Annotated in this window: 10 protein-coding genes; 2 read left to right on the top strand and 8 right to left on the bottom strand. The window is 59.9% G+C overall.

All coding sequences use genetic code 11. From position 1 onward, the window contains the following. The first annotated feature begins 99 nt into the window (after positions 1–99). The gene (gene dapA / locus ACFQUU_RS02295; protein ID WP_382242012.1) at positions 100–975 is read left to right on the top strand and encodes a 4-hydroxy-tetrahydrodipicolinate synthase; all 876 of its coding nucleotides are present in this window, start codon (positions 100–102) and stop codon (positions 973–975) included. A 5-nt stretch (positions 976–980) separates the two neighbouring features. On the opposite strand, the gene treY is transcribed toward dapA, so the two are convergent. The 7 genes from treY to ACFQUU_RS02260 are packed head-to-tail and all read right to left on the bottom strand — an operon-like array spanning position 981 to position 18,810. After that, complete coding sequence (gene treY, locus ACFQUU_RS02290) at positions 981–3,785, bottom strand: malto-oligosyltrehalose synthase (protein ID WP_382242009.1); 2,805 nt, start codon at positions 3,783–3,785, stop codon at positions 981–983. After that, a complete protein-coding gene (gene malQ / locus ACFQUU_RS02285; RefSeq protein ID WP_382242005.1) occupies positions 3,785–5,890 on the bottom strand; it encodes a 4-alpha-glucanotransferase in 2,106 nt (701 codons plus the stop codon). Before malQ ends, treY begins: the two co-directional genes overlap by 1 nt. Further along, a complete protein-coding gene (treZ, locus tag ACFQUU_RS02280) occupies positions 5,887–7,689 on the bottom strand; it encodes a malto-oligosyltrehalose trehalohydrolase (RefSeq protein ID WP_382242002.1) in 1,803 nt (600 codons plus the stop codon). Before treZ ends, malQ begins: the two co-directional genes overlap by 4 nt. After that, on the bottom strand, positions 7,676–9,799 hold the full coding sequence (gene glgX / locus ACFQUU_RS02275; protein ID WP_382241999.1) for a glycogen debranching protein GlgX: 2,124 nt from the start codon (positions 9,797–9,799) through the stop codon (positions 7,676–7,678). The genes treZ and glgX overlap by 14 nt, the downstream gene beginning before the upstream one ends. 2 nt (positions 9,800–9,801) lie before the next feature. Then, the gene (gene glgB, locus ACFQUU_RS02270) at positions 9,802–12,066 is read right to left on the bottom strand and encodes a 1,4-alpha-glucan branching protein GlgB (protein ID WP_382241996.1); all 2,265 of its coding nucleotides are present in this window, start codon (positions 12,064–12,066) and stop codon (positions 9,802–9,804) included. Then, positions 12,059–15,484 carry a maltose alpha-D-glucosyltransferase gene (gene treS / locus ACFQUU_RS02265; RefSeq protein WP_382241993.1) on the bottom strand — a complete coding sequence of 1,142 codons (3,426 nt, stop codon included), beginning with the start codon at positions 15,482–15,484 and terminating at the stop codon, positions 12,059–12,061. Before treS ends, glgB begins: the two co-directional genes overlap by 8 nt. Positions 15,485–15,486: 2 nt before the next feature. Beyond that, the gene (locus tag ACFQUU_RS02260) at positions 15,487–18,810 is read right to left on the bottom strand and encodes a maltotransferase domain-containing protein (RefSeq protein ID WP_382241990.1); all 3,324 of its coding nucleotides are present in this window, start codon (positions 18,808–18,810) and stop codon (positions 15,487–15,489) included. A gap of 465 nt (positions 18,811–19,275) precedes the next feature. On the opposite strand from ACFQUU_RS02260, the gene ACFQUU_RS02255 reads away from it, so the two are divergent. Next, a complete protein-coding gene (locus ACFQUU_RS02255; RefSeq protein ID WP_382241987.1) occupies positions 19,276–20,826 on the top strand; it encodes an alpha-amylase family glycosyl hydrolase in 1,551 nt (516 codons plus the stop codon). A gap of 225 nt (positions 20,827–21,051) precedes the next feature. Here ACFQUU_RS02255 and ACFQUU_RS02250 read toward each other — a convergent pair whose 3' ends face one another. Further along, positions 21,052–22,281 (bottom strand): sugar phosphate nucleotidyltransferase, encoded by a 1,230-nt coding sequence (locus ACFQUU_RS02250; RefSeq protein ID WP_382241984.1) that lies wholly within the window; start codon positions 22,279–22,281, stop codon positions 21,052–21,054. Positions 22,282–22,416: the final 135 nt, after the last annotated feature.

The following is a 22,416-nucleotide window of genomic DNA, read 5'->3' as shown; positions in this document are numbered from 1 at the left end:
AGCTGACAGGACAGCACATGCGTTCACCCTCCTTTACTTGCATATGCCAGCCAGCAGCTCCTGACAGTGACCGGACGGTCATTGCTCACAGGAGTCATCATGAATGGATTTACAGGTATCTGGATTGCGCTGGCAACGCCTTTCCGCGATGGAGAAATCGACTATGCTGCGCTTGCGCTGCTGGCGCGCAAGCTGTACGGCGAAGGGGCAACAGGGCTCGTCGTCTGTGGCTCTACGGGCGAAGCTTCCGCACTGAGCGATCACGAGCAGCTCGCCGTGCTGGACAAGGTGATCGACGCCGTGCCCGGGTGTCCGGTGATCATGGGGCTCGGCGGCAGTAGCCAGCGGGCGGTCATCGACCGACTGCGCGAGATACAGCAGCGTCCGCTTGCCGGCGTACTGATCCCGGCGCCGTATTACGTCCGGCCTTCCCAGCACGGCATCGTTAGCTATTTCAACGCGATTGCCGATGCGTCGACAGTCCCTGTCATCCTCTACAACATACCCTATCGTACCGGCGTCGCCATGGAGCTTGCCACCATACGCAGTATCGCAGAACACCCACGAGTCGCCGCCATCAAGGATTGCGGCGGCGACTCTGCGCTGACCATGCAGCTGATCGCCGATCGGCGCCTTGCCGTATTGGCAGGAGAAGACAGCCAGATTTTCGGTACGCTATGCCTGGGAGGCGCCGGTGCCATCACTGCCGTCGCGCATATCCGCACCGACTTGTTCGTGCGTATGGCAAATGCCGTTGCCGCATCCAGGCTGGATGAAGCACGCCGCCTGCATTTTGCGCTGCTGCCATTGATCGATACCTTGTTTGCGGAGCCCAATCCGGGACCGCTGAAAGCCGCGCTTGCGCTGCTCGGACTATCCAGCGACGAAGTGCGTGCGCCCATGTTGCAGGCATCGCCGACATGCAAGAAGGAGATTGCCGGCCTGCTCGCTCGATTGACTGCCTTTGATCATTAAGACCACTACGCCGGGACGAGCACTGCAACGGGCAGACTTGCAAGCGCTTCACCGAGCCGCAGTTTGCCGGACTCGACCTTGATGGTACGTCCGGTATAGATGTCCATCCACGTCGAACTGGCAGCGGCAGGAAACAGAAGCATCGTATCCTGCCACGCGTCTACCGGGATAACCGGGCCTGCGCTGCCACCCATCAGCGTCGCCGGCCGGTGTGCAGCGATAACGATCGCCGTGCGCTCCTGCATCTGCCGCGCGAATCCCATGACATGCCGTGCAGCCGTACCCTCTATCTGCAGCGCCAGGTAGGTCCCGCGCGCAAAGAGATCCTGTTCTCGTGCGCGCAATTGCAGGGTGTGCCGGATGATCGCTTGCTTGATCGCGCCGGACTGCCATCCTGCGATATCGGTGATGTTTTTATCCGCAGCGGACAAGGCCTGCGTGCGCGCTGCGTAATCCACCGGGCGCCGGTTATCCGGATCGACCAGGCTGAAGTCCCAGAAATCGGTTCCCTGGTACAGGTCCGGCATACCCGGCGAGGTCATTCGCAACACGCTCTGCGTCAGGCTTTTCGCAGCGCCCGCCGGCGTAATGTGATTCACCCAAGCCACCAGTTGCGAAAGGAAGCTATTGCCCGGCCCTGCCTTGAGTACCGCGTACAGAAAGCGCTTGCATGCCGCCTCGTATTCTTCATTCGGCAGCACCCAGTCACTCACCTGCTTCGCTTCGCGCAGTGCCTTGGTCTGCCAGCGTTCAATGCGCTCGGCGAATTGCGCGACACCGTCACTATCATTCGGATCAAGGCCGATGGGCCAGGCACCGGCCAGCATCTGATACAGCATCAGTTCATCGGCGGGGTGCGGCGCAGTCGAAGGATCGGCCCCGTTGTCAGACGTGGCGCTGCTGCGTAACGGCGCGTTCATGTGCATCCATTCACGCACCCGCTTTGCCCACTCCTCCGGCAGTTCACTCAGCACCGAGAGCCGGGTACGCACATCTTCGCCTCGCTTGTGGTCGTGCGTCGCCGTCGCCAGCATGGACGAAGGAAACCGCGTTGCGCGAATTTTGTTCCCTTCGTGGAACTCATTCACATCGACGGAAAACTGCTCGGGGTCGGAGCCGACTTCATTGCGTGACAACAGTCTTCCGTAGCGATAAAACGCCGTGTCTTCCACCGACTTGGCGGCCAGCGGCGGCGTCAGTTGCTGGAAGCGGGTGATGGCGCGCTGGTGCAGGTTGCGCACACGCGGATTGGCCGAATCGCGCGGTGCGTCGCCGCCCAGCCAGCGTGCAATCACATCGAGCAGCGGACCTTCGGTGCGGTCGACACTGTGGCGTGCCTGCTCCAGCGCGCGATCGATGACTTCCTGGTCGAGATCGTCACGGCCATTACTATCCGCATAGGTCCGATAGACCGGAAAATGCACCAGCAATTCGTGAAACACGCGGCGGATCGCGCCAAGCGAAAAGTCGCGCGTGCGCAGGTCGGTGCGGGCCACGGCATGCAATGCGCGCGACGCGGCTTCAAATTCCCCTGCCAGATTATTGGCCAGCAATTGCCGCCGGGCTTCCCTTACTTCCGCATGAAAATCCTTGTCCTGGCCGGTAAGCTCTGTCCATAGCGCGGACAGCGGCGCCGCGCCCGCAGGGTCGTGCAGCAAGGCGCCAACGCGGTCCATGAAGTCATAGCCGCTGGTGCCGTCGATCTCCCAGTTTTCTCTGAGGTGCTCGTTATTGGCGAGAATCTTTTCAACAATGATGTAGGCCGGTGCGGGCGGTAGTTCAGGCGGACGCTGGGAAGTCAGCGCCTGTAGCCGGCGACGTAGCTTGCGGCAATAGGCACCGGGGTCGGCCAGTCCATCGACATGGTCGATGCGCACACCGTCGATCAGGCCTTCGGTGTAAAGACGGAAAATCAGGGCATGCGTCGCTTCGAACACGTCATCCTGCTCAACCCTGACACCCGCAAGGTCGGTCACCTCAAAAAAGCGCCTCCAGTTTATGCCATCGGCCGCGCAACGCCACCACGCGAGCCGGTAATGCTGTTGTTCCAGCAAGGCATGCAGCGCATTCAAGCCTTGCGGCGTGGTCGCGTCGTACGCGCCGATCGCAGCCTCAATCGCGGCAGCGCCTTCCGGCGTGCGACCGGCCTCGCGCAGCTGACCGAAGCCCATATCGGCATTCTGCTGGCTAATGCCACCGTTTTCGTCTCTTCCTTCTTCAAACGCGGCAATCGCAGATATCAGGCTGTCCGATCCGGCCGAGCGCAGGACGCCGGCATAGCCTGCCGGTCCAATCGGAAATCGGTGCGAATAATAAGCGGCGAAGAACTTGCCGCGCGTGGCATCGAACTGCAGTTTGATGTCCCCGGCGGCGAGTACATCGCCATAGGGTTGCCCGAGAAAAGGCGCCATCACCTTGCCTTGCAGCGTCTCGTCGGCCGGGTGCCAGTCAATATCGAACCAGCGCGCATAGGGACTGCCCTGCCCCCATTCGAGCACATGCTGCCACCACGGGTTTTCCGGACCGACTCCCATATGATTGGGCACGATGTCAAGAATCAGCCCCATGCCGGCCGCACGGATGCGGGCAACAAAGCGACGGAAGCCTTCTTCGCCGCCGAGTTCCGGATTGATGCGCGTCGGATCGACGATATCGTAGCCATGCGTCGAGCCGCTGCGCGCGGTAAGGATGGGCGATGCATAGATATGACTGATGCCGAGCGATGCGTAATACGGCAACACTTCGGCCGCCTGGTCGAACGTAAAGTCTTTATGCAACTGCAATCGGGCAGTGGCGCGCGGGATGGACATCAGGTTTGCCTCTTGATTGAACGTGTCTGATTCAGAATGGAAAGCCGGGACGCGACCGCGGGATCGTCCATCAGCACATCAACCGGCTGCGGCAGGCGGCGGCGCCAGTTGGGATGGATGTCGACGGTGCCAGGCAGGTTAGGTTGCTCCGGCAAGCCAATCGCATCTTCCACCGGCAGCATGGCCAGCGGCGCGGGGGTGGCGGACATGAATCCGACTGCTGCGTCCAGCGCAGCCAGTGACTGCACATCGGGCACGTCGCCATGCGCCTGCCCGGCTTCCTTCATCGCCTGCCACAGCAAGCTGCGTTCGTGCGCGCGCATCTGGCGTGCGTCCGCATCGCTTTGCCCCGGCTCATGCAAATCGAGTTTGGTGCGCCAGTCGATGTCGCGCTCCTGCCACCAGCCGGCGATGGTCGGCAAGTCGTGCGTGGTGGTGGTTGCGATCGCGTGACGCGGCCATTCGTCCGGCCGCAGGAAGCGGTCGCCATGACGCTGAAACATCAGTACGCGGATACCAAGCAATCCCGCCTGTGCCAGCTGGGTATCGAAACCCTCCGGGACGGTACCGAGGTCTTCACCGATCACGATGGCGCGATGCCGCCAGGATTCGAGCGCGATCAGGCGCAGCAGGTCTTGCATCGGATATTGCAGGTAGGCGCCATGTTCAGCGCTTGCACCGTGCGGCACCAGCCACAGGCGGCCAAGCCCGAGCACATGGTCAATTCGCGCACCACCCGCATAGGCAAAGGTTGCACGCAACATTTCGATATACGCGCCGAATCCCTTGGCCTTCATCGCATGCGGTGAAAAGGCACCCAGTCCCCAGCTCTGTCCGCGCGTGTTGAGCAGGTCCGGCGGGGCGCCGACCGACAAGCCGTTGATGATTTCGGACTGCCGGCTCCATGCCTGGCTTCCTCCGGTATCTGCACCAACGGCAAGATCGGCGATCAGGCCGATGGGCATGCCGGCGTCGCGACCTGCCCGCTGCGCGCCTTGCAATCCGCGTGCGGCCTGCCATTGCAGGAATTCGTGAAACCCGACTTCGCTTGCATGCTGCCGCGCAAAGGCGTCCACATCGGCGGCGCGTGGATTGCGCAAGCCTTCCGGCCAGTGTTGCCAGTAGCCGTCCTCGCCACGCGCCAGCCGCCATGCATGCAAGGCTTCAAAGCGCGCATGGTCCTGCAAGGCGCCGCCGCCGGCGCGACGAAATTCCTCGAACTCCGCATCCGCTGCGCCGGACTGGAATTGCGCATATAACTTGCGCAAGATGGACAATCGCAATTCCGCCGCAACCGGCCAGTCGATTAATTCTTCCTGTTCGAGATGCGCGAGGCGCGTACGTGCATCATTGCCCAATGCATCGAGCGCGGCGTTCATGGCGTTCCCTCCAAGCACTGATGCCGGATCGATATGCAGAGCATTCAGGAACAGTCGGCTCGACGGACCATAAGGACTGAAGCGGTGAACGTCTGCGCTGAACATTGCATGCACGGGACTGATGGCGACCGCTGCCGCGCCCTTCGCGGCGGCCGCGCGGACCAGCGTGGACAAGCCGGTGAAATCGCCAATCCCGCCGTCGCCTTGCCGACGAAGCGAATACAGTTGCACGCCGAGTCCCCACAGGCGCGGGTCGGCAGTGGTATCGGTACCAGCCAGCGCATCGGCGACACCGAAACAACGCGGCGGCGCAATCGCCAGGGTGATCTCCGAGTCTCCGGCCAGCAAGCGGTGATAGCCGAATCGGTCGATCGCTGGCAGTTCGGCTCCCGACGACATATCGTCGGGAAAGCGTCCGTCAACCTGTTCGCCGTCTTCCAGTTCGATGTGAAAATTGAGACCGGCAAGCCGGTTCACCGGGCCGATGCGCAACCCGTGCCCGACTGTGCCTGTCAACAATGGTGGAATAATGTCGCCGCTGCTGAGGGCGGTGAGCGCGGCCATACTGTCATGGCACTGCTGCTCTGTCGTGCATGGGTAACCGAGCGCTTCCAAGATGGTACGCAGTGCGTCCGGACTTACCTTCATCGGCTGGCCATTCGCGCTGGTCCAGTCCTGCGCCAGGCCGGCAGCGCGCGCCAGTTCAAGTACGTGCTGATCGCTCATGATTCCGCCCCTTGCTCTTTTTCCAGCACGGCGATGCAGGCGTGCGCCGGCAACTGGTTGGAGGGAACGGCGTCTTCCACGCCATCGCTCGCGTAAAGGATGGTCCCACCCTGGCCATCGGCCAGATGGTCATAGCTGATGACGACCGGTTGATCCGACAGATTGACCGCGATCATCAGGACGGTGCCATCGCCCATGGTCCAACGTACCTTGATCGCCCGCGGACCGACGATCCGTGTATCGAGCGACTGTGCGCCTTGCAGGCGCGGAACAATTTCCTCTCGCCGGATGGTGAGCATGGCTTTCGTCCAGTCGCGCCAGGATCCCGCGAGTTCGCTGTCGGCAACAGGTATCGAATTCAGGAAGGTTTGTTCGGCATTTGGATCGGGGATACGCTCGCGCAAGGCCGGATCGCTGAATGCATTGAAGCGTGCGAACTCCTCGCGGCGACCGTTGCGCACCGCATCCGCCAGTTCCGGAGTCAGGTGGCTGGTGAAATACAGGAAGGGCTGGGTGGCGCCAAATTCTTCTCCCATGAACAGCATCGGAATCTGCGGCGCCAACAACAGCAAGGCGCTTGCCGCGCGCAAGGCATGCGGATTGGCCAGCGTAGTCAAGCGCTCGCCGAAGGCGCGGTTGCCAATCTGATCGTGATTTTGCAGGAAGTTCACAAAGGAAGTCGGCGGCAAATGCGCGCTCGGTTCGCCACGCAGCGCGCCACCCGGGTACAGCGAGGTCTCGCCTTGATATATGAAACCTTCGGCGAGTCCGCGCGCCAGCTTTTCTTCCGGCTGATTGATGTAGCCCGCGTAGTAGCCTTCCTTTTCGCCGGTCAGCATCACATGCAGAGCATGATGCATGTCGTCATTCCATTGCGCATCGAACAAACCGGTTGCGGTGCGCTCCAGCAGCATGGCGGAATTGTCGTCATTCTCGAGCACCAGGTGTATGTGCCTGTCGCGCGGTATGGCCGCACGGACGCGTTCTGACATCTCGATCAGCCAGTCCTTTTCACTGATCGCATGCACCGCATCGAAGCGCAATCCGTCGAAGCGATATTCCTGCAGCCAGTAGATCGCGTTCTCGGTGAAAAAATCGCGCACCTGCTTGCGCCGGAAATCGATTGCCTGTCCCCATGGTGTCTTGATGTCATCGCGGAAGAACGCTTCCGCGTAGGCACCGAGGTAATTGCCGTCAGGACCAAAATGGTTGTACACCACGTCAAGAAATACCATGATCCCCAGGTCATGGGCTTTATCGACCAGTGCCTTGAGTTGCTCGGGTGTGCCATACGCCTTGTCCGGCGCATACGGCAGCACACCGTCGTAACCCCAGTTGCGCGGGCCAGGGAAATCGGCGACCGGCATCAGTTCAATGGCGGTAATGCCGAGGTCGGCCAGTGCCGCCAGCTGGTTACTGACGCCCTCGAAGCCGCCAAGCGCGCCGACGTGCAATTCATACAGCACGGTTTCATGCCACGGACGCCCCTTCCAGTCCTTGCACTGCCATTGGTAGAAGTGCGGGTCGCACACGATACTGGCGTCATGCACATCGCCGGCCTGCGCACGCGATGCAGGATCGGGCACCGCAAGGTCGTCACTAACGCGGTACTTGTAAAGCGTGCCGGCGCCGCAGGCAGCCTCCGCTTCGAACCAGCCATCGTCCAGCTTGTTCATGGCAACCGGCGGCATGCCGTCGATCTCGACATTGATCTTTTGTTTGCTTGGTGCCCAGAGGCGAAAGCGGGTGCGGTTCGGCGCCATCAATTGCGCGCCATAGGAATACTCAAATGTTGACATTGTCGGCCACCAGTAAGACCGCGCTATGCGCGGCGACGTTGATCATGTTGCTTTCGGGTTTACCGAGCATTCCGTGGTGCTGCCTATGTTCGGCGGCATCGATCAGCAGGCGCCACGGCATCGTGGGCTGCGGCAGGGTGAAATCCCGGTCTTCCGAAAACGCGTTCAGCAACAACAGGGATGCGGATAGCGATCCGGATTGCATGTTGCTGGAAATGCGCCGCAGCGCAAGCAGACGACCCTCGGCAAAATGCCATCTTTCCGGAGTCATCTCGTTGCCGGTTTCATCGAACCAGCTGATATCGGGCAGGCCGTGCAGGGTTTTCGATGTCGGCTTCAGGAACCGGCTATTACGCAAGGTCGGCAGTGCCCGTCTGGCGGCAATGCAGCGCCGCGTGAAATCGAGCAGTGCCTTGCCCTCCGGAGTGTCGGCCAGGCTCCAGTCGAACCAGGAGATCTCGTTATCCTGGCAATACGGATTGTTATTGCCCATCTGCGTGCGGCCGAATTCGTCGCCACCAAGCAGCATCGGCGTGCCGTGGGAAAGCAGCAGCGTCATCAGCATCGCGCGCTTGACTTTTTCCCGCGTGGCGAGCACCGCACGGTCATGGGTCGGTCCTTCCTTGCCCCAGTTGGCACTGCGGTTTTCGTTGGTGCCATCGCGGTTGTCTTCGCCATTGGCCTGATTGTATTTATGCGTATAGCTCACCAGGTCTTGCAGCGTAAATCCGTCATGCGCAGTCACAAAGTTGACCGATGCCCAGGAGCGACGGCGATGATGATTGAACAGGTCCGCTGAACCCAGCAGGCGCCCGGCCACCGCGCCGCGCATGCCGGCATCGCCGCGCCAGAAGCTACGCACATCATCGCGGAAACGGTCATTCCATTCGGCCACGCCTGCCGGATGGTTACCGACCTGATAACCACCCGGACCGATATCCCAGGGTTCGGAAATCAGCTTCACTTTCGCCAATACCGGGTCCTGCAACAAGGCGTCGAAAAAACCGGCCCCCGGGTCGAAGCCATGGTGTTCACGTCCGAGTGTCGCGCCCAGATCGAAGCGGAAGCCGTCGACATGGAATTCCTGCACCCAGTAGCGCAGCGAATCCATTACCATCTGGATCACACGCGGGTGCGACATGTTCAGCGTATTACCGCAGCCTGTATCGTTGATATGGCGGCGGCGGTTGTCTGCATGCAAGCGGTAATAACTGGCATTGTCGAAACCGCGAAACGACATCGTCGGCCCCAGCTCGCCTTCTTCGCAGGTGTGGTTATAGACCACATCGAGAATGACTTCGATGCCCGCTGCATGGAGCCGGCGCACCGCGTGCCGCATTTCGTTGAGCGCGCCGCTCGCAAGATAACGCGGCTCGGGCGCAAAGAACGACAGGGTGTTGTAGCCCCAGTAATTGCTGAGGCCGCTGCTGACCAGTCGCCGGTCCTGCAGGATCGCATGGATCGGCAACAGCTCGACGGCCGTCACGCCCAGCTTGACGAGATGATCGATGATGTAGGGATTTGCCAGGCCGGAAAACGTGCCGCGCTCACCAACGGGAATCGCCTCCGCAAGCTGTGTCATGCCGCGCACGTGGGTTTCATAGATCACCGTCTTTTCCCATGGCACGGAGGGCGGCTTGTCGCCATGCCAGTGAAAGCTGGCATCGGTGACGACCGCCTTCGGCATTGCCGGTGCGCTGTCGCGATGATCGAATGACAGGTCAGCGCGCGGTGAATGAAAACGATAGCCATACAGGCTATCGCTCCAGCGCACCTGTCCGCGCAGCATTCTGGCATAGGGGTCGAGCAGCAATTTGTTCGGATTGAAGCGATGCCCCTGTTCGGGCTGGTACGGTCCGTAGGCGCGGTAGCCATACAACACGCCCGCATGTACGCCGGGCAGGTAGCCATGCCAGACTTCATCGGTGCATTCCGGGAGTGCACAACGCGCGACTTCGTGCCTGCCACTGGGATCGAAGAAGCAAAGCTCGATCTTGACCGCATGGGCGGAAAAGACAGCGAAGTTGGTTCCTTGGCCGTCGTAGGTGGCGCCAAGTGGATACGATGCCCCCGGTTCGATTGCAGGCAAGGGAAGCGGGACACTGACCATGTTCAATGCACAGGCTTGAGGACGATCGCGGACAGCGGCGGCAGCCGCAATACCAGAGATTGCGCCATGCCATGCGCCGGATGGTTGTCGACTTCGAAAGACTCGACCCGGTCGACACCAGTACCGCCATACACGTCCGCATCCGAATTGAGGATGACACGCCAGCTCGCCGCCTTGAATCCCGGTCCTTCCGGCACACCAATGCGATAGCCGTCGCGCATGACGGGAGTCATGTTCAGCACAATCAGCAAGGGCGCATCGCCTTCATTACCCTTGCGCAAATAGGCAAAGACACTGTTGGAATTGTCGTCGCCGATGACCCATGCAAAGCCTTCGGATACGCAGTCCGTCTTATGCAGTGCCGGCTCGGCCGCATACACACGGTTCAGGTCGCGTACCAGTCGTTGCACGCCACGGTGGCGCGGATCGTCGAGCAGGTTCCACTCTGGCGAAGCGTCGTGGTTCCATTCCTTTTCCTGGGCAAACTCGCAACCCATGAACAGTAGTTTCTTGCCCGGATGGGTCCACATGAAGCCCAGATAGGCCCGCAGGTTCGCCAGTCGCTGCACGACATCGGCGCCAGGCATCTTGTTGAGCAGCGAACCCTTGCCATGCACCACCTCGTCATGCGATATCGGCAGCACAAACTTTTCGGAGAACGCGTAGATCATGCCGAAAGTCATGTCGTGATGATGATGCTGGCGATATAGCGGGTCATAGGACATGTAACGCAGGGTGTCATGCATCCAGCCCATGTTCCACTTGTGCGTAAACCCGAGCCCACCCTCTTCGACCGGCGCGGAGACGCCCGGCCATGCGGTCGACTCTTCGGCGATCATCACCGCGCCCGGACAGCGCTGGCGTATCACCTGGTTGAGATTGCGCAGGAAAGCCACAGCTTCCAGGTTTTCCCGGCCGCCATGGATATTGGGTATCCATTCACCGGCATTGCGGCTGTAGTCGCGATACAGCATGGAGGCGACAGCGTCGACGCGGATGCCGTCGACATGGTAATGCTCCAGCCACTCCAGCGCGCTGGCGATCAGGAAGCCGCACACTTCATTGCGGCCGAGATTGTAGATCAGCGTATTCCAGTCCTGGTGAAAGCCTTCGCGCGGGTCCTGGTGTTCGTACAGCGCGGTACCATCGAAGCGCACGAGACCGTGTTCGTCGGAGGGGAAATGCGCCGGCACCCAGTCGAGGATCACGCCGATGCCTGCCGCATGGCAGCGGTCGACAAAGGAAGCAAAGGCGGCCGGTGAACCGAAACGTGCACTGGGTGCAAACAGGCCGAGCGGCTGGTAACCCCAGGAGCCGCCGAACGGGTGCTCCATGATCGGCAAAAATTCGATATGCGTGAACCCCATACCGGTAACGTATGGAATCAGGCGATCGCCCAGTTCGTGCCAGTTCAGGCTGCGGTTTTCTTCTTCAAGAATGCGCAGCCAGGAGCCAGCATGGACCTCGTAGACCGACATCGGTGCGGCGATATCGTGACGCCGAGCGCGTTCGGCCATCCAGGCGTCGTCGGTCCAGCGGAACGGCACATCGGAGGCGACAACAGAAACGGTCGACGGCGGCGCTTCGGTCGCGCGTGCGACCGGATCAGCCTTCAGCGGCAGTACGTTACCGTCAGCGCCGACAATCTCGTACTGGTAGCGGGTACCGCTGCGCAGGCGCGGGATGAACAATTCCCAGACCCCGGCTTCGATGCGTCGCCGCATCGGATGACGCCGTCCATCCCAGAGATTGAAATCGCCGACGACCGAAACGCGGCGCGCATTAGGCGCCCATACCGCAAAGCGGGTGCCCGCCACGCCGCCAATCACCATTGGATTGGCACCAAGACAACGTCCAAGTTCGCGGTGATTGCCTTCCGCCAGCAAATGAATATCGAGGTCTCCCAGCAGCAGACCGAAGCTGTATGGATCTTCGGTGTATTGCACATGCTCGCCGCCGGATGCGGTGGGCCAGGTAATGCGTAAAAGATAATTGCCGCCACTGATGGAGACTGGTGCCGCGCTGATGAACAAACCTGCCTGGTTGACGTTATACAAGGATTCGATCAGCTCGCCGGCCGTGTCATTGCCCGGCACGCGGGTAACGATGTCCACCGCGCGCGCGCCCGGCTGGAAGGTGCGCACCACTGTGCGATCCTCCATGCGATGCGGGCCGAGCACCGCAAAGGGGTCGGAAAGGCAGCCATGCAAAACGGCGTCAAGCGTCTTCTGGTGAACGTCGGTCAATTCTTCAATGCGATCAGTCATTCGACTGTTCTCCTTCTGTAGTGCTGGTGGTACCGGTCGTAGCTGGATTGCCTAGTAGCTGGTCAGCGATTTTCGCCAGTCCATTGACCGGTACCGGAATCCAGGTCGGACGATTGGCGGCCTCATAGCACACCTCATAGGCGGCTTTTTCCAGGACAAACAACTGGGTCAGGCTGCGCTCGGCCGCTTCGGACATCTGCATCGGCCCATTCGACACCGCGTCGTGATAGCCGCGCAGGAAGGCGTCCTGGCACATCGGACCGAAGTCACGCAGGATCTGCTGCTTGCGCAACTCTGCCGATTCGCTCAGATCAGCCGGGCCGGATGTGCCGGCAAACGCAGCGGCATAGTCGAACGAGCGTAACAGGCCGGCAACATCGCGCAGCGGGCTGGATTTCCCGCGACGCTGGTCAAGCGGTTTGGCGGGTTCGCCTTCGAAGTCGACGATGTAGACGTCGCCTTGCGCTACCAGCACCTGACCAAGATGGAAGTCGCCATGGATACGAATACGCAATGTGCCGACACCGGCCGCCGCCAACGCGTCGACACGCTCGAGGATACGCTCGCGCTGAGCAATCAGGCGCTCCACGCGCTTGGCTTCCGCGTCATTGCTCCACTCCTTCGTGCTGGCCATGACGGCAAACGCCGCTTCGATCTGGCGGCGTGCGCCAACGGCCCATTCCTCCGCATCATCGGCGGTCGCGGCCTCCGGTGCGAAATCCGGGTTATCCGTCGGCGTCGCCAGAGCGTTGTGCATTTCGCCGAGGCGACGGCCAAGCACTGCAGAAATTTCGACCAGATCGTCGCCCGGGTTGGACATCTCCGCCAGTTCGGTGGTCGTCTCGGTACCGCTGATCGTTTCCGTGATCGTGGTCTGCTGGATCCAGCGTGTCAGCGTGTCGAGTATCCATTGCCAGGCATCGCCCTGATTGTGGATAAAGCGCTGCAGCATGATCATCGTGTACGGGGTGCCATCGGTGGCGATGCGCGTGACCTCGCCCAGCATGGGTGGCGCATTGGCGTAGCCGAGCGAGGTGAGATAACGACCCATCTCCGCTTCCGGATGGACACCGGGCTGGATGTGCCGGATCACCTTGAGCACCATCGCATCTTCAAGGATGAGCGAACTGTTGGATTGTTCCGCCGACATGCGCCGCACCGTCGGTTCCTTGCCGATATCGATCTTGTCCAGTTCCCCAGTCGGGATGAAACAGATTTCGCCGTCTTCCGAGGCAACCTTTGCCTGCGCCCGCAATAATTCGATGATGACGTAAGCAAAGGAGTCGAGCACGAAACCGTCGGTCAGCAATCCGACGTTACGGCCGCGCCGCACACGCGCAAGCGCGAGCTGCTGCGGCAATGCGGTGACAATGTCTTCTTCCCGGATAAAGCCGAGCGGCATCAGGTAGCGCTCGGTGCCATGCGCGGTTTTGGTTTCGATCTCCGCCAGCATGGTGGGCATGATGTTGGGACGGACCTGCGAAGCGGGCAGACCGGTTGCCAATGCAATGCGCACCGAGCGCAGTTTTTCCTGCTTGCCCGCGTACCAGCGCCGTTTTGGCAGATAGGCAAGCAGTGCTTCGTTTTCCAGGATCGCACGGCGTGACGGATCGAGGATTTCCATGATGCCCTGCCGCAGCACCAGCGTCGCCAGTTCCGGCAGCGGTTCGGGCGCGGGCGTATGCCATGCAGGCATGCGGGTCTTGGTCGCCAGCAGGAACCAGTAAAAGCCGTAAGGCGGTAACGTCAGCAGATAGGGTAACTGGCCGATCGGTGGAAATGCCGAGCCGCCGATCATTTCCAGCGGCACTTGTCCGGCATAGCTCGACAGGTCGAGTTCGACCGCCTGCGCGGAGCGCGATACGTTGGCCACGCACAGGATGGTTTCGGTTGCGTCACTTTCTTCGGGATGGTATTCGCGCAGGTAAGCGAGAATGCGGCGATTGCTCGGATTCAGCAGGCTCAGCGATCCGCGGCTGAATGCGCAATGCTGCTTGCGCACCGCCAGCATGCGGCGCATCCAGTTCAGCAACGAATACGGATCGCCCATCTGCGCTTCGACGTTGACCGCTTCATAGCCATACATTGGATCCATGATCGGCGGCAGTACCAGCCGCGCCGGGTCGGCGCGCGAAAAGCCGCCGTTACGGTCCGGTGTCCATTGCATCGGCGTACGCACCCCATCGCGGTCGCCCAGATGGATGTTGTCGCCCATGCCGATTTCGTCGCCATAGTAGAGGACCGGCGTGCCGGGCATCGACAGCAGGAAGCTATTGAGAAGTTCGGCGCGCCGACGATCGCGTTCCAGCAGTGGCAGGAGCCGGCGACGGATTCCGAGGTTGATCCGTGCGCGCTTCTCGGACGCGTAGTGGTTCCACAGATAGTCGCGTTCCCGGTCGGTCACCATTTCCAGGGTCAGTTCGTCATGGTTGCGCAGGAAGATCGCCCACTGGCAGTCCTTCGGAATCTCCGGCGTCTGCCGCAGGATATCCGCGATCGGAAAGCGGTCTTCCTGCGCGATCGCCATGTACATGCGCGGCATCAGCGGAAAATGGAAGGCCATGTGGCATTCATCGTTGTCGCCAAAATACTGCTGCACGTCCTCGGGCCACATGTTGGCTTCGGCCAGCAGCATCCGGCCCGGAAAGGTACGGTCGAGCTCTTCGCGGATGCGCTTGAGGATGGCATGCGTTTCCGGCAGGTTTTCATTGCTGGTGCCTTCGCGCTCGATCAGGTAAGGCACGGCGTCCAGCCGCAGGCCGTCGACGCCAAGATCGAGCCAGAATGACATCACGCTCAGCACGGCTTTCAGCACTTGCGGATTGTCAAAGTTCAGGTCCGGCTGGTGCGAATAGAAACGGTGCCAGTAAAACGCGTTGGCGACCGGGTCCCAGGTCCAGTTGGATTTTTCGGTATCGCAAAAAATGATGCGCGTGCCGCTGTAGGCCTGGTCGTTGTCGGACCAGACATAAAAATTGCGTGCCGCCGAGCCGGGCTTGGCCTTGCGCGCCCGCTGGAACCAGGGGTGCTGGTCCGAGGTATGGTTGACGACCAGTTCGGTAATGACGCGCAGGCCGCGCCGATGCGCTTCCGCGATGAAGCGGCGCGCATCGGCCATGGTGCCGTAATCGGGATGGACACCGCGGTACTCGGCAATATCGTAGCCGTCGTCACGGCGCGGGGACGGATAGAACGGCAGCAACCAGATCGTATTGACGCCAAGATCCGCAATATAGTCGAGCTTCTCGATCAGGCCGGCGAAGTCACCGATGCCGTCGTTGTTGGAATCGAAGTACGACTTGACGTGCACCTGGTAAATGACCGCATCCTTGTACCAGTGCGGATCATCGCTGAAACGCTTGGGCGATATGACGGTGGCCGTACCAGTAGTCGGACGGGCTGTCTTGCGGCGATCCATGCTTAAGCTCCCTTGTGTCTAACGCGCCAGATGGCATACGGACAAACAAACGGATCCAGCCGCAGTTGCTGGAACTTGCCATGCCAGGCGATGCGCGCGCCGGTCACGAGGTCATCGGCCTCCAGTGTTCCGTCGTCGGCAATGCCGAATTCCCATAGCGGCAGTTCCAGCGTCGCTTCATGCGCCGCGAACGGATCCAGGTTAATGGCTACCATTATCACGTTGTCACCGAAATGCTGACAGCTGTCAGCAGGGGGCGTGGACTTGACGAAGAACAAGATATTGTCATTCGACGCGTTCAGGAAGCGGATACCGAGGTGGGTCTGCAGTGCCGGGTTCTCGGAACGGATGCGATTGAGCTGCGTGATTTCATGAATGATATTGCCGGGGCGCTGCCAGTCCCAGGCGCGTATCTCGTACTTTTCCGAATCCAGGTATTCCTCCTTGCCCGGTACCGGTGTCGCCTCGCACAACTCGAAGCCGCTATACATGCCCCACAAGCCGGACAAGGTGGTCGCCAGCGCGGTACGGATCAGGAAACCGGGCCGCCCCGACTTTTGCAGGAAGACCGGATTGATGTCGGGGGTATTGACAAAGAAGTGCGGCCGGAAGTATTCCCTCACATTGGTTGTCGACAGCTCGGTCATGTACTCGATGAACTCTTCCTTGGTATTGCGCCAGGTGAAGTACGTGTACGACTGCGAATAGCCTACCTTGGCGAGACGATACATCATCTTCGGCCGGGTGAAGGCTTCCGACAGGAAGATGGTGTCCGGATAGCGTCCGCGGATATCGGCGATCATCCACTCCCAGAACGGCAGCGGCTTGGTGTGCGGATTATCGACGCGGAATACGCGTACGCCTTCCCTGACCCAGAACAGCACTGCGTCGCGCAGCGCAATCCACAGACCGGGTATCGCACCCTCCGCATAGAAATCGACGTTGACGATGTCCTGATATTTTTTCGGCGGATTTTCCGCATAGCGGATCGACCCGTCGGGACGCCATGCAAACCATTCCGGATGTTCCTTCAGCCAGGGATGGTCGGGCGAACACTGGATCGCAAAGTCGAGCGCCAGCTCCAGCCCATGGCGTGCCGCTTCATCGCGCAGGTGCCGGAAATCGTCCAGCGTGCCAAGCTGCGGATGGATCGCATCATGGCCGCCGTCCTCGGAACCGATCGCGTACGGACTGCCCGGATCGTCAGGTCCGGGTGTCAGACTGTTGTTGCGGCCTTTCCTGTGCTTTTTGCCGATCGGGTGGATAGGCGTGAAGTAAAGCGTGTCGAAGCCCATCGCCTGGATCGCGGGCAGGCGCTTTTCGACGTCGGCGAACGTGCCGTGCCGCGCCGCGTCACCGCTCTGTGAACGGGGAAACAGTTCATACCAGCTCGAAAAGCGTGCCGCGCGGCGTTCCACGTCGATCCGCATCACCGGTTCGCTACGGACGACGAAGGGCCGTGCATCGGCCAGGCGCATTGCTTCGGCGGTCGGTTCGGACAGCAGTGCCGCGATCCTTTCCGCATCTTTCGATGCGGCCTTGGCCTGGTCGCGGGTCTGGGTCACCTTGAGTGACTTGGCAAGCGCTTTCAACGTCGGCAGCGCCGCGCCAATATCGGTTTGCTCCGCGTGGGCCAGCGCGGATTCGACCAGCAGGCGTCCTTCTTCCAGTTCCAGCGAGACATTCAGACCGGCGGCGGTTTTCTTTTCCAGTTCATCGCGGTAGGTGGCAAAAGCATCGCGCCATGCCTCGATGGCAAACAGGTAACGGCCGATGCGGGTCAACGGCAGCGATGCGGCCCAGCGATCGTTTTCAGTGGGGTGCATGCGAATCTCTCGCCACTCCGCCTCATCGGCCGGGCGCCACAATACCGCCACCGCGAGCTTGTCATGACCATCCGCAAAGACGTCGGCTTCGATGGTTACCGAATCACCGATTGTCCGCTTGACCGGAAACTTGCCGCCATCGACCGTCGGCTCAATCGCTTCAATGGCAATGCGCGGCAAACGTGCGGCGGCAGTGATGGACTGCTTGCCACGCTGCACCGGCAGCAGGATGGGCGGGATGCGATGGGCGGCAAACAACTGGAAGTCTGCTCCGCCGATTTCCAGTGGATGCGTTTCTGGCTGCGGGTTGCCCTGGTCGGACTCGCCTTGTGGCCACAAGCGTTGATAGCGAACATAACCGTCGGCGCGTTCCAGCAACTGGCTTTCGTTCAGGACGCAGCTGTGCAGGGCATCGGCATTGGCCACCATCATCAGCGCACGGTCGGATGCGCTCGTATCTACAGCCTCGCGCAGCAGGACCGCGATGTCGGCATCGACGCTGCTCAGCAGCCGTACCGGCTGACCGTAGCAGGCCGCCCCATCGGCAGCAATGAAGGCATTGACTTCGGCGATCTCGGCCGACAAATCGAAAGGTGCATTGGCCTGTACCTGCGGCAATTCATCCGGCCGGTTGCCGGGAATTGTCGCGGTGAGACCGGAGGCGCCGAACTCGAATCCCATGGGAATCAGGATGCCGTTACCAGTCGCCGCGGCCAGCCGCAAGGCGCGGCGATAAATTTGCTGTTGCACCGGGGCGTCTTCGTTGCCGGCAACGCGTCCGATGACAGGCTCATCGGGACTATCGGGAAACGCAATCGTCGGGCCGATGCGTGAAAGCCGCTGCTGTTCCTCCACCAGCCAGCGCGAACGGTAATCCCACCATGCTCCGGATGAAAAGCTCGCATCGAAATCGCAGCCGGCCAGCGCATCAATCTGTTCCGGCGTGCAGCCCGGTGTCCACGCGAGAAAACGCACGGGCTTGCCGCTCGCCTGCGCGCCGTCGCGCACCACTTTGATCAAGTGACACCAGAACGACACGTTGGGCTCCGCAAGCCGGATGCAGCGAAAGCCCGCGACACCAGCATCGAGCATGGCCTGCATGCGCGGATGCCAGTACGCCGCGACTTCCTGCATGACCTTCGGGTCCTCATAGCGAAACCGGGGCGTCGTTCGCAAGGGCTGGGTACGTCGGGGGTCTGGCAAGTCATCGTCATGCCCGATAGCGGAAAACCAGTTCGGATGCGTTGCCGCCAGCGTTTCATCCGCGCCAAGGCCGCCGGCGTCAAAGTCGACCAGCAGGCGGAGTTGCCGCTGCGCGCAGGCCTCGGCCAGTTGTCGCAACGATTGTTCCGATGCGGGTTGCGGCATGAGCACGTGATCAAAGCCCATCGCCACGCATCGCTGCAGGACGCTTTCAATTTCGGTCGACGGCCCCGCGAGAAGCGGGTCGACATAATAGATTCTAGGGAGAAAAGGCGGCGTGGTTGTCGTTGTTGGCATTATTGGCATTGTTCTGAACTGGTCCCAGGGATGAAAAGGCCGATTAGCTGTGTCCCGGCTGATGGCCTGCGAACTTTTCAGATAGAGCACTCAAAACGGCAATTTGTTCGCAAAGAGGCATTCATAAATCGCAAGTTTGCCGTTCCCGTCAGCGGGCGCCGGTATATCACCTGCGCATTCACGAAAGCAAAGTTGCGCACAGGGCACAAATCCGCGTCTTCTTGCCTATACGACATTGCGAAATTCCTCGAAGCAACAGATAGTATGGTTCATGGTCGCTTCCACTGCGAAAGCACAAGAACACGGATTAATTGCCGCTCTTGTTCAGCTTTGATGACGTGACAACCGCCCATGTCAAGCCGGGAGGCAACAAGAAAATTGATCGCGCCCTTTGTGCAGGCGGCACTTTCACGGCCCGCAGCGCAATTCCACATACTTGGGCGCACTTGTTTTGTGAGACAGCCAATGATTATTTATCAGGTATATCCGCGTAGTTTCAGTGACTCCAACAACGATGGCATCGGCGACCTGGCCGGTATCGAACAAAAGCTTTCCTACATTAAAAGCCTTGGTGTCGACGCCATCTGGATCAGTCCCTTCTTCAAGTCGCCGATGAAGGACTTCGGGTATGACGTATCCGACTATCGCGCGGTCGATCCCATCTTCGGGACGATGGACGACTTCAAGAATCTGATGAAGCGCGCAAAGGCGCTGCAACTCGGCGTGATCGTCGACATGGTGATCTCGCATACATCGGAAGAACACAGCTGGTTCAAGCAAAGCCGTGCAAAGCAAAATGGCAAGTCGGACTGGTATCTGTGGGCCGACCCGAAACCGGATGGCAGCCCACCCAACAATTGGGTATCGGTCTTCGGTGGTACGGCCTGGCGCTGGGATGCAGAGCGTCGCCAGTATTATTTTCATTCCTTTTTCTCCAGCCAGCCCGATCTCAACATGCACAATCCCGATGTGCAGAACGCGGTGCTGGCGGAGATGGATTTCTGGCTCGACATGGGCGTATCGGGCTTCCGCTTCGATGCCTGCAATCACATCTTCCAGGACCAGCTGCTGCGCAATAACCCGCCACGCGAAGATACCAGCGCGGCGCTGCACCCGTATGGCTTTCAACTGCACGTGTACGACCAGGCGAGGCCGGAGATGCTGCCCTTCCTGGAAAGGATTCGCAAGCTGCTCGATGCCTACGGCGCGTTCAGTCTTGCCGAAGTCGGCGGGCATGATGCACTGAAACTGATGGGGCAGTACACGCATCCGGGCCGACTGCATTCCGCCTACAGCTTTTCGATGATGGGGCCGGACAGCAGCGCGACACATGTGCGTAATGTGATCACGACCCTGGAAGACAGTATCAGGGCGCCGGGTGCGGCCTGCTACGCATTGAGCAACCATGACAAGCCACGCGTGGCGACACGCTGGCAGAACGGTCGCGACCGCGATGAGACGGCAAAGGAAATGCTGGCCCTGCTGTTAGCGATGCGCGGCGACATCTGCCTGTACCAGGGTGAAGAATTGGGATTGCCGCAGGCGGATGTGCCGTTCGAACGCTTGCAGGATCCGTTCGGCATTACCTTCTGGCCAAAATTCAAGGGGCGTGACGGCTGCCGCACTCCCATGCCGTGGACCGACGCGCACCACGGTGGATTTACTGAAGCCGAACCGTGGCTGCCGGTCGACCCCGTGCATATCGACATGAACGTCGAACGCCAGGAAGAACAGCCGGATTCGGTACTGAAGTTTGCGCGCGAAGTGCTGGCATTACGCAAAGCGCATCCGGAGCTGGACAAGGGAAGCATTCAATTGATTGATGCGCCGGAAGGCGTGCTCGCCTTCTCGCGCAAGCATGAGCATCGGGAAATGATCTGTCTCTTTAATATGGACGTGACGCCGAAGAAGGTGACGTCGATGCAGTTTGGCGAGATGGTGTTCGGAAGGCATGCACGCATCGATAACCGCTCGGTGATGCTGGAGGTCAGCGGGTTCTGCTTTTTGCAGGGTTAAGCCACCTTAGGGAAGAGTTGGCACGAGCGACATAAATAATTTATGTCGCTTATGCGCTGAAGATATTTCCCCTATATGTCCCCTATGGCCGCGCCTCCCGGGGCATACCATCACACACTACGGCAAGTGCGTTTAGCGTTTAGCCTCTTCCCCTTCAAGGCCTTACCGATTTGCGATAGTACAGATTCGCGCAGCATGCACGTGTTGCGAAACCCGTACTGACGCTTACTGCGCATATGACAGCTTCGACTGCTCAACCGACGCCACCACGCCAAGCGGCGCCGCGTCGACCTCAGTTTCCACGTCCACTTCGTCGGCGGCATCCGCCGAGTCTTTAGTCCGACGCGCATAGCGACGATCCCGCGCATTATTCAATCCGAGGTCTTCTTCCTCGGAGAACCGCGACATGTTGCCGTCGCGATCGACCGCATACTCGTTGCATACGATCAGTTCGTGCAGGTTCGCCTCAGGCAGTACACGCGTGTATTCAAACAGAATGCTGCGTGTCACCGTCGCGCCTGCGCAGATATGGCTGCCATGGCCGATCCAGGTCGGGCCGAGAATCTTGCTGCCGGCTTCGATATGGCAACCCGCGCCGATGTACACCGGGCCAGTGATTATCGTGTCCTCCCAGTCGATGCGCGTGTTGAGTCCCACCCACACACCCGGACGTACCTGTTCTCCCGGTACCTGCATCTTCGGAACCTCTCCGGTCATCAGGCTTTGCAAGACACCCCAATAATCGGTAACGCTGCCAATGTCCAGCCACTGGAAATCATGGTTCAGCGCATAGAAGGCCATACCCTTTTCGGCCAGCAACGGGAACAGCTGCGAGCCGATATCAAAGACTTCGCCCGACGGGATCATGTCGATTGCTTCCGGCTCGAAAATATAGATACCTGTACTGACCTGGTTCGACAAGGCGTCTTCGCGCTTCGGCTTTTCCTGAAACTTCTGGATACGGCCATCCGCATCGCTGACAACGACGCCATAATCGGAAACCTTGTCCCAGGGCACTTCACGTGTAATCACGCTGGCGATCGCGCCTTTACGCTTGTGTTCGGCGATGGCCGCGTTGATGTCGAGGTCGATAATTGCATCGCCGCACAGGACGATGGTGGTTTCATCGAAAAACCTACCAAATTCTTGAATCTTTTTCATTCCACCGGCGGACCCGAGTGCCTCCGGAATAACCTCGCCACTTTCCGTCATGTAACCTTCAAATGAGTAGCCAATGCGTACGCCAAACTGGCTGCCTTCACCGAAATAACTTTCAATCTTTTCATGCAAGTAACTGACATTGACCATGATGTCCTGCACGCCGCACTTTGCAAGATGCTCGACGATATAGGCCATGACGGGTTTACCGAGTACCGGAATCATGGGTTTCGGCAGGTCATAAGTCAGCGGACGTACACGAGTGCCTTTACCGGCAGCGAGAATCATTGCTTTCATATTTATTTAGCCTTGAAGAATTGTTCGATTACACAGGTAATGTGTATGACCTAAAGGAGAACACGTGTTGCCGTAGAAGAGATTGAACAAAGTCAAAGGAAGATACGGCAAGGAAACATATGTTCCGATTGCAAG

Source organism: Herbaspirillum sp. GCM10030257 (genome assembly GCF_042666555.1).
Taxonomy (GTDB): Bacteria; Pseudomonadota; Gammaproteobacteria; order Burkholderiales; family Burkholderiaceae_D; genus Noviherbaspirillum.
This window is presented reverse-complemented; position numbering and strand designations above follow the sequence as displayed.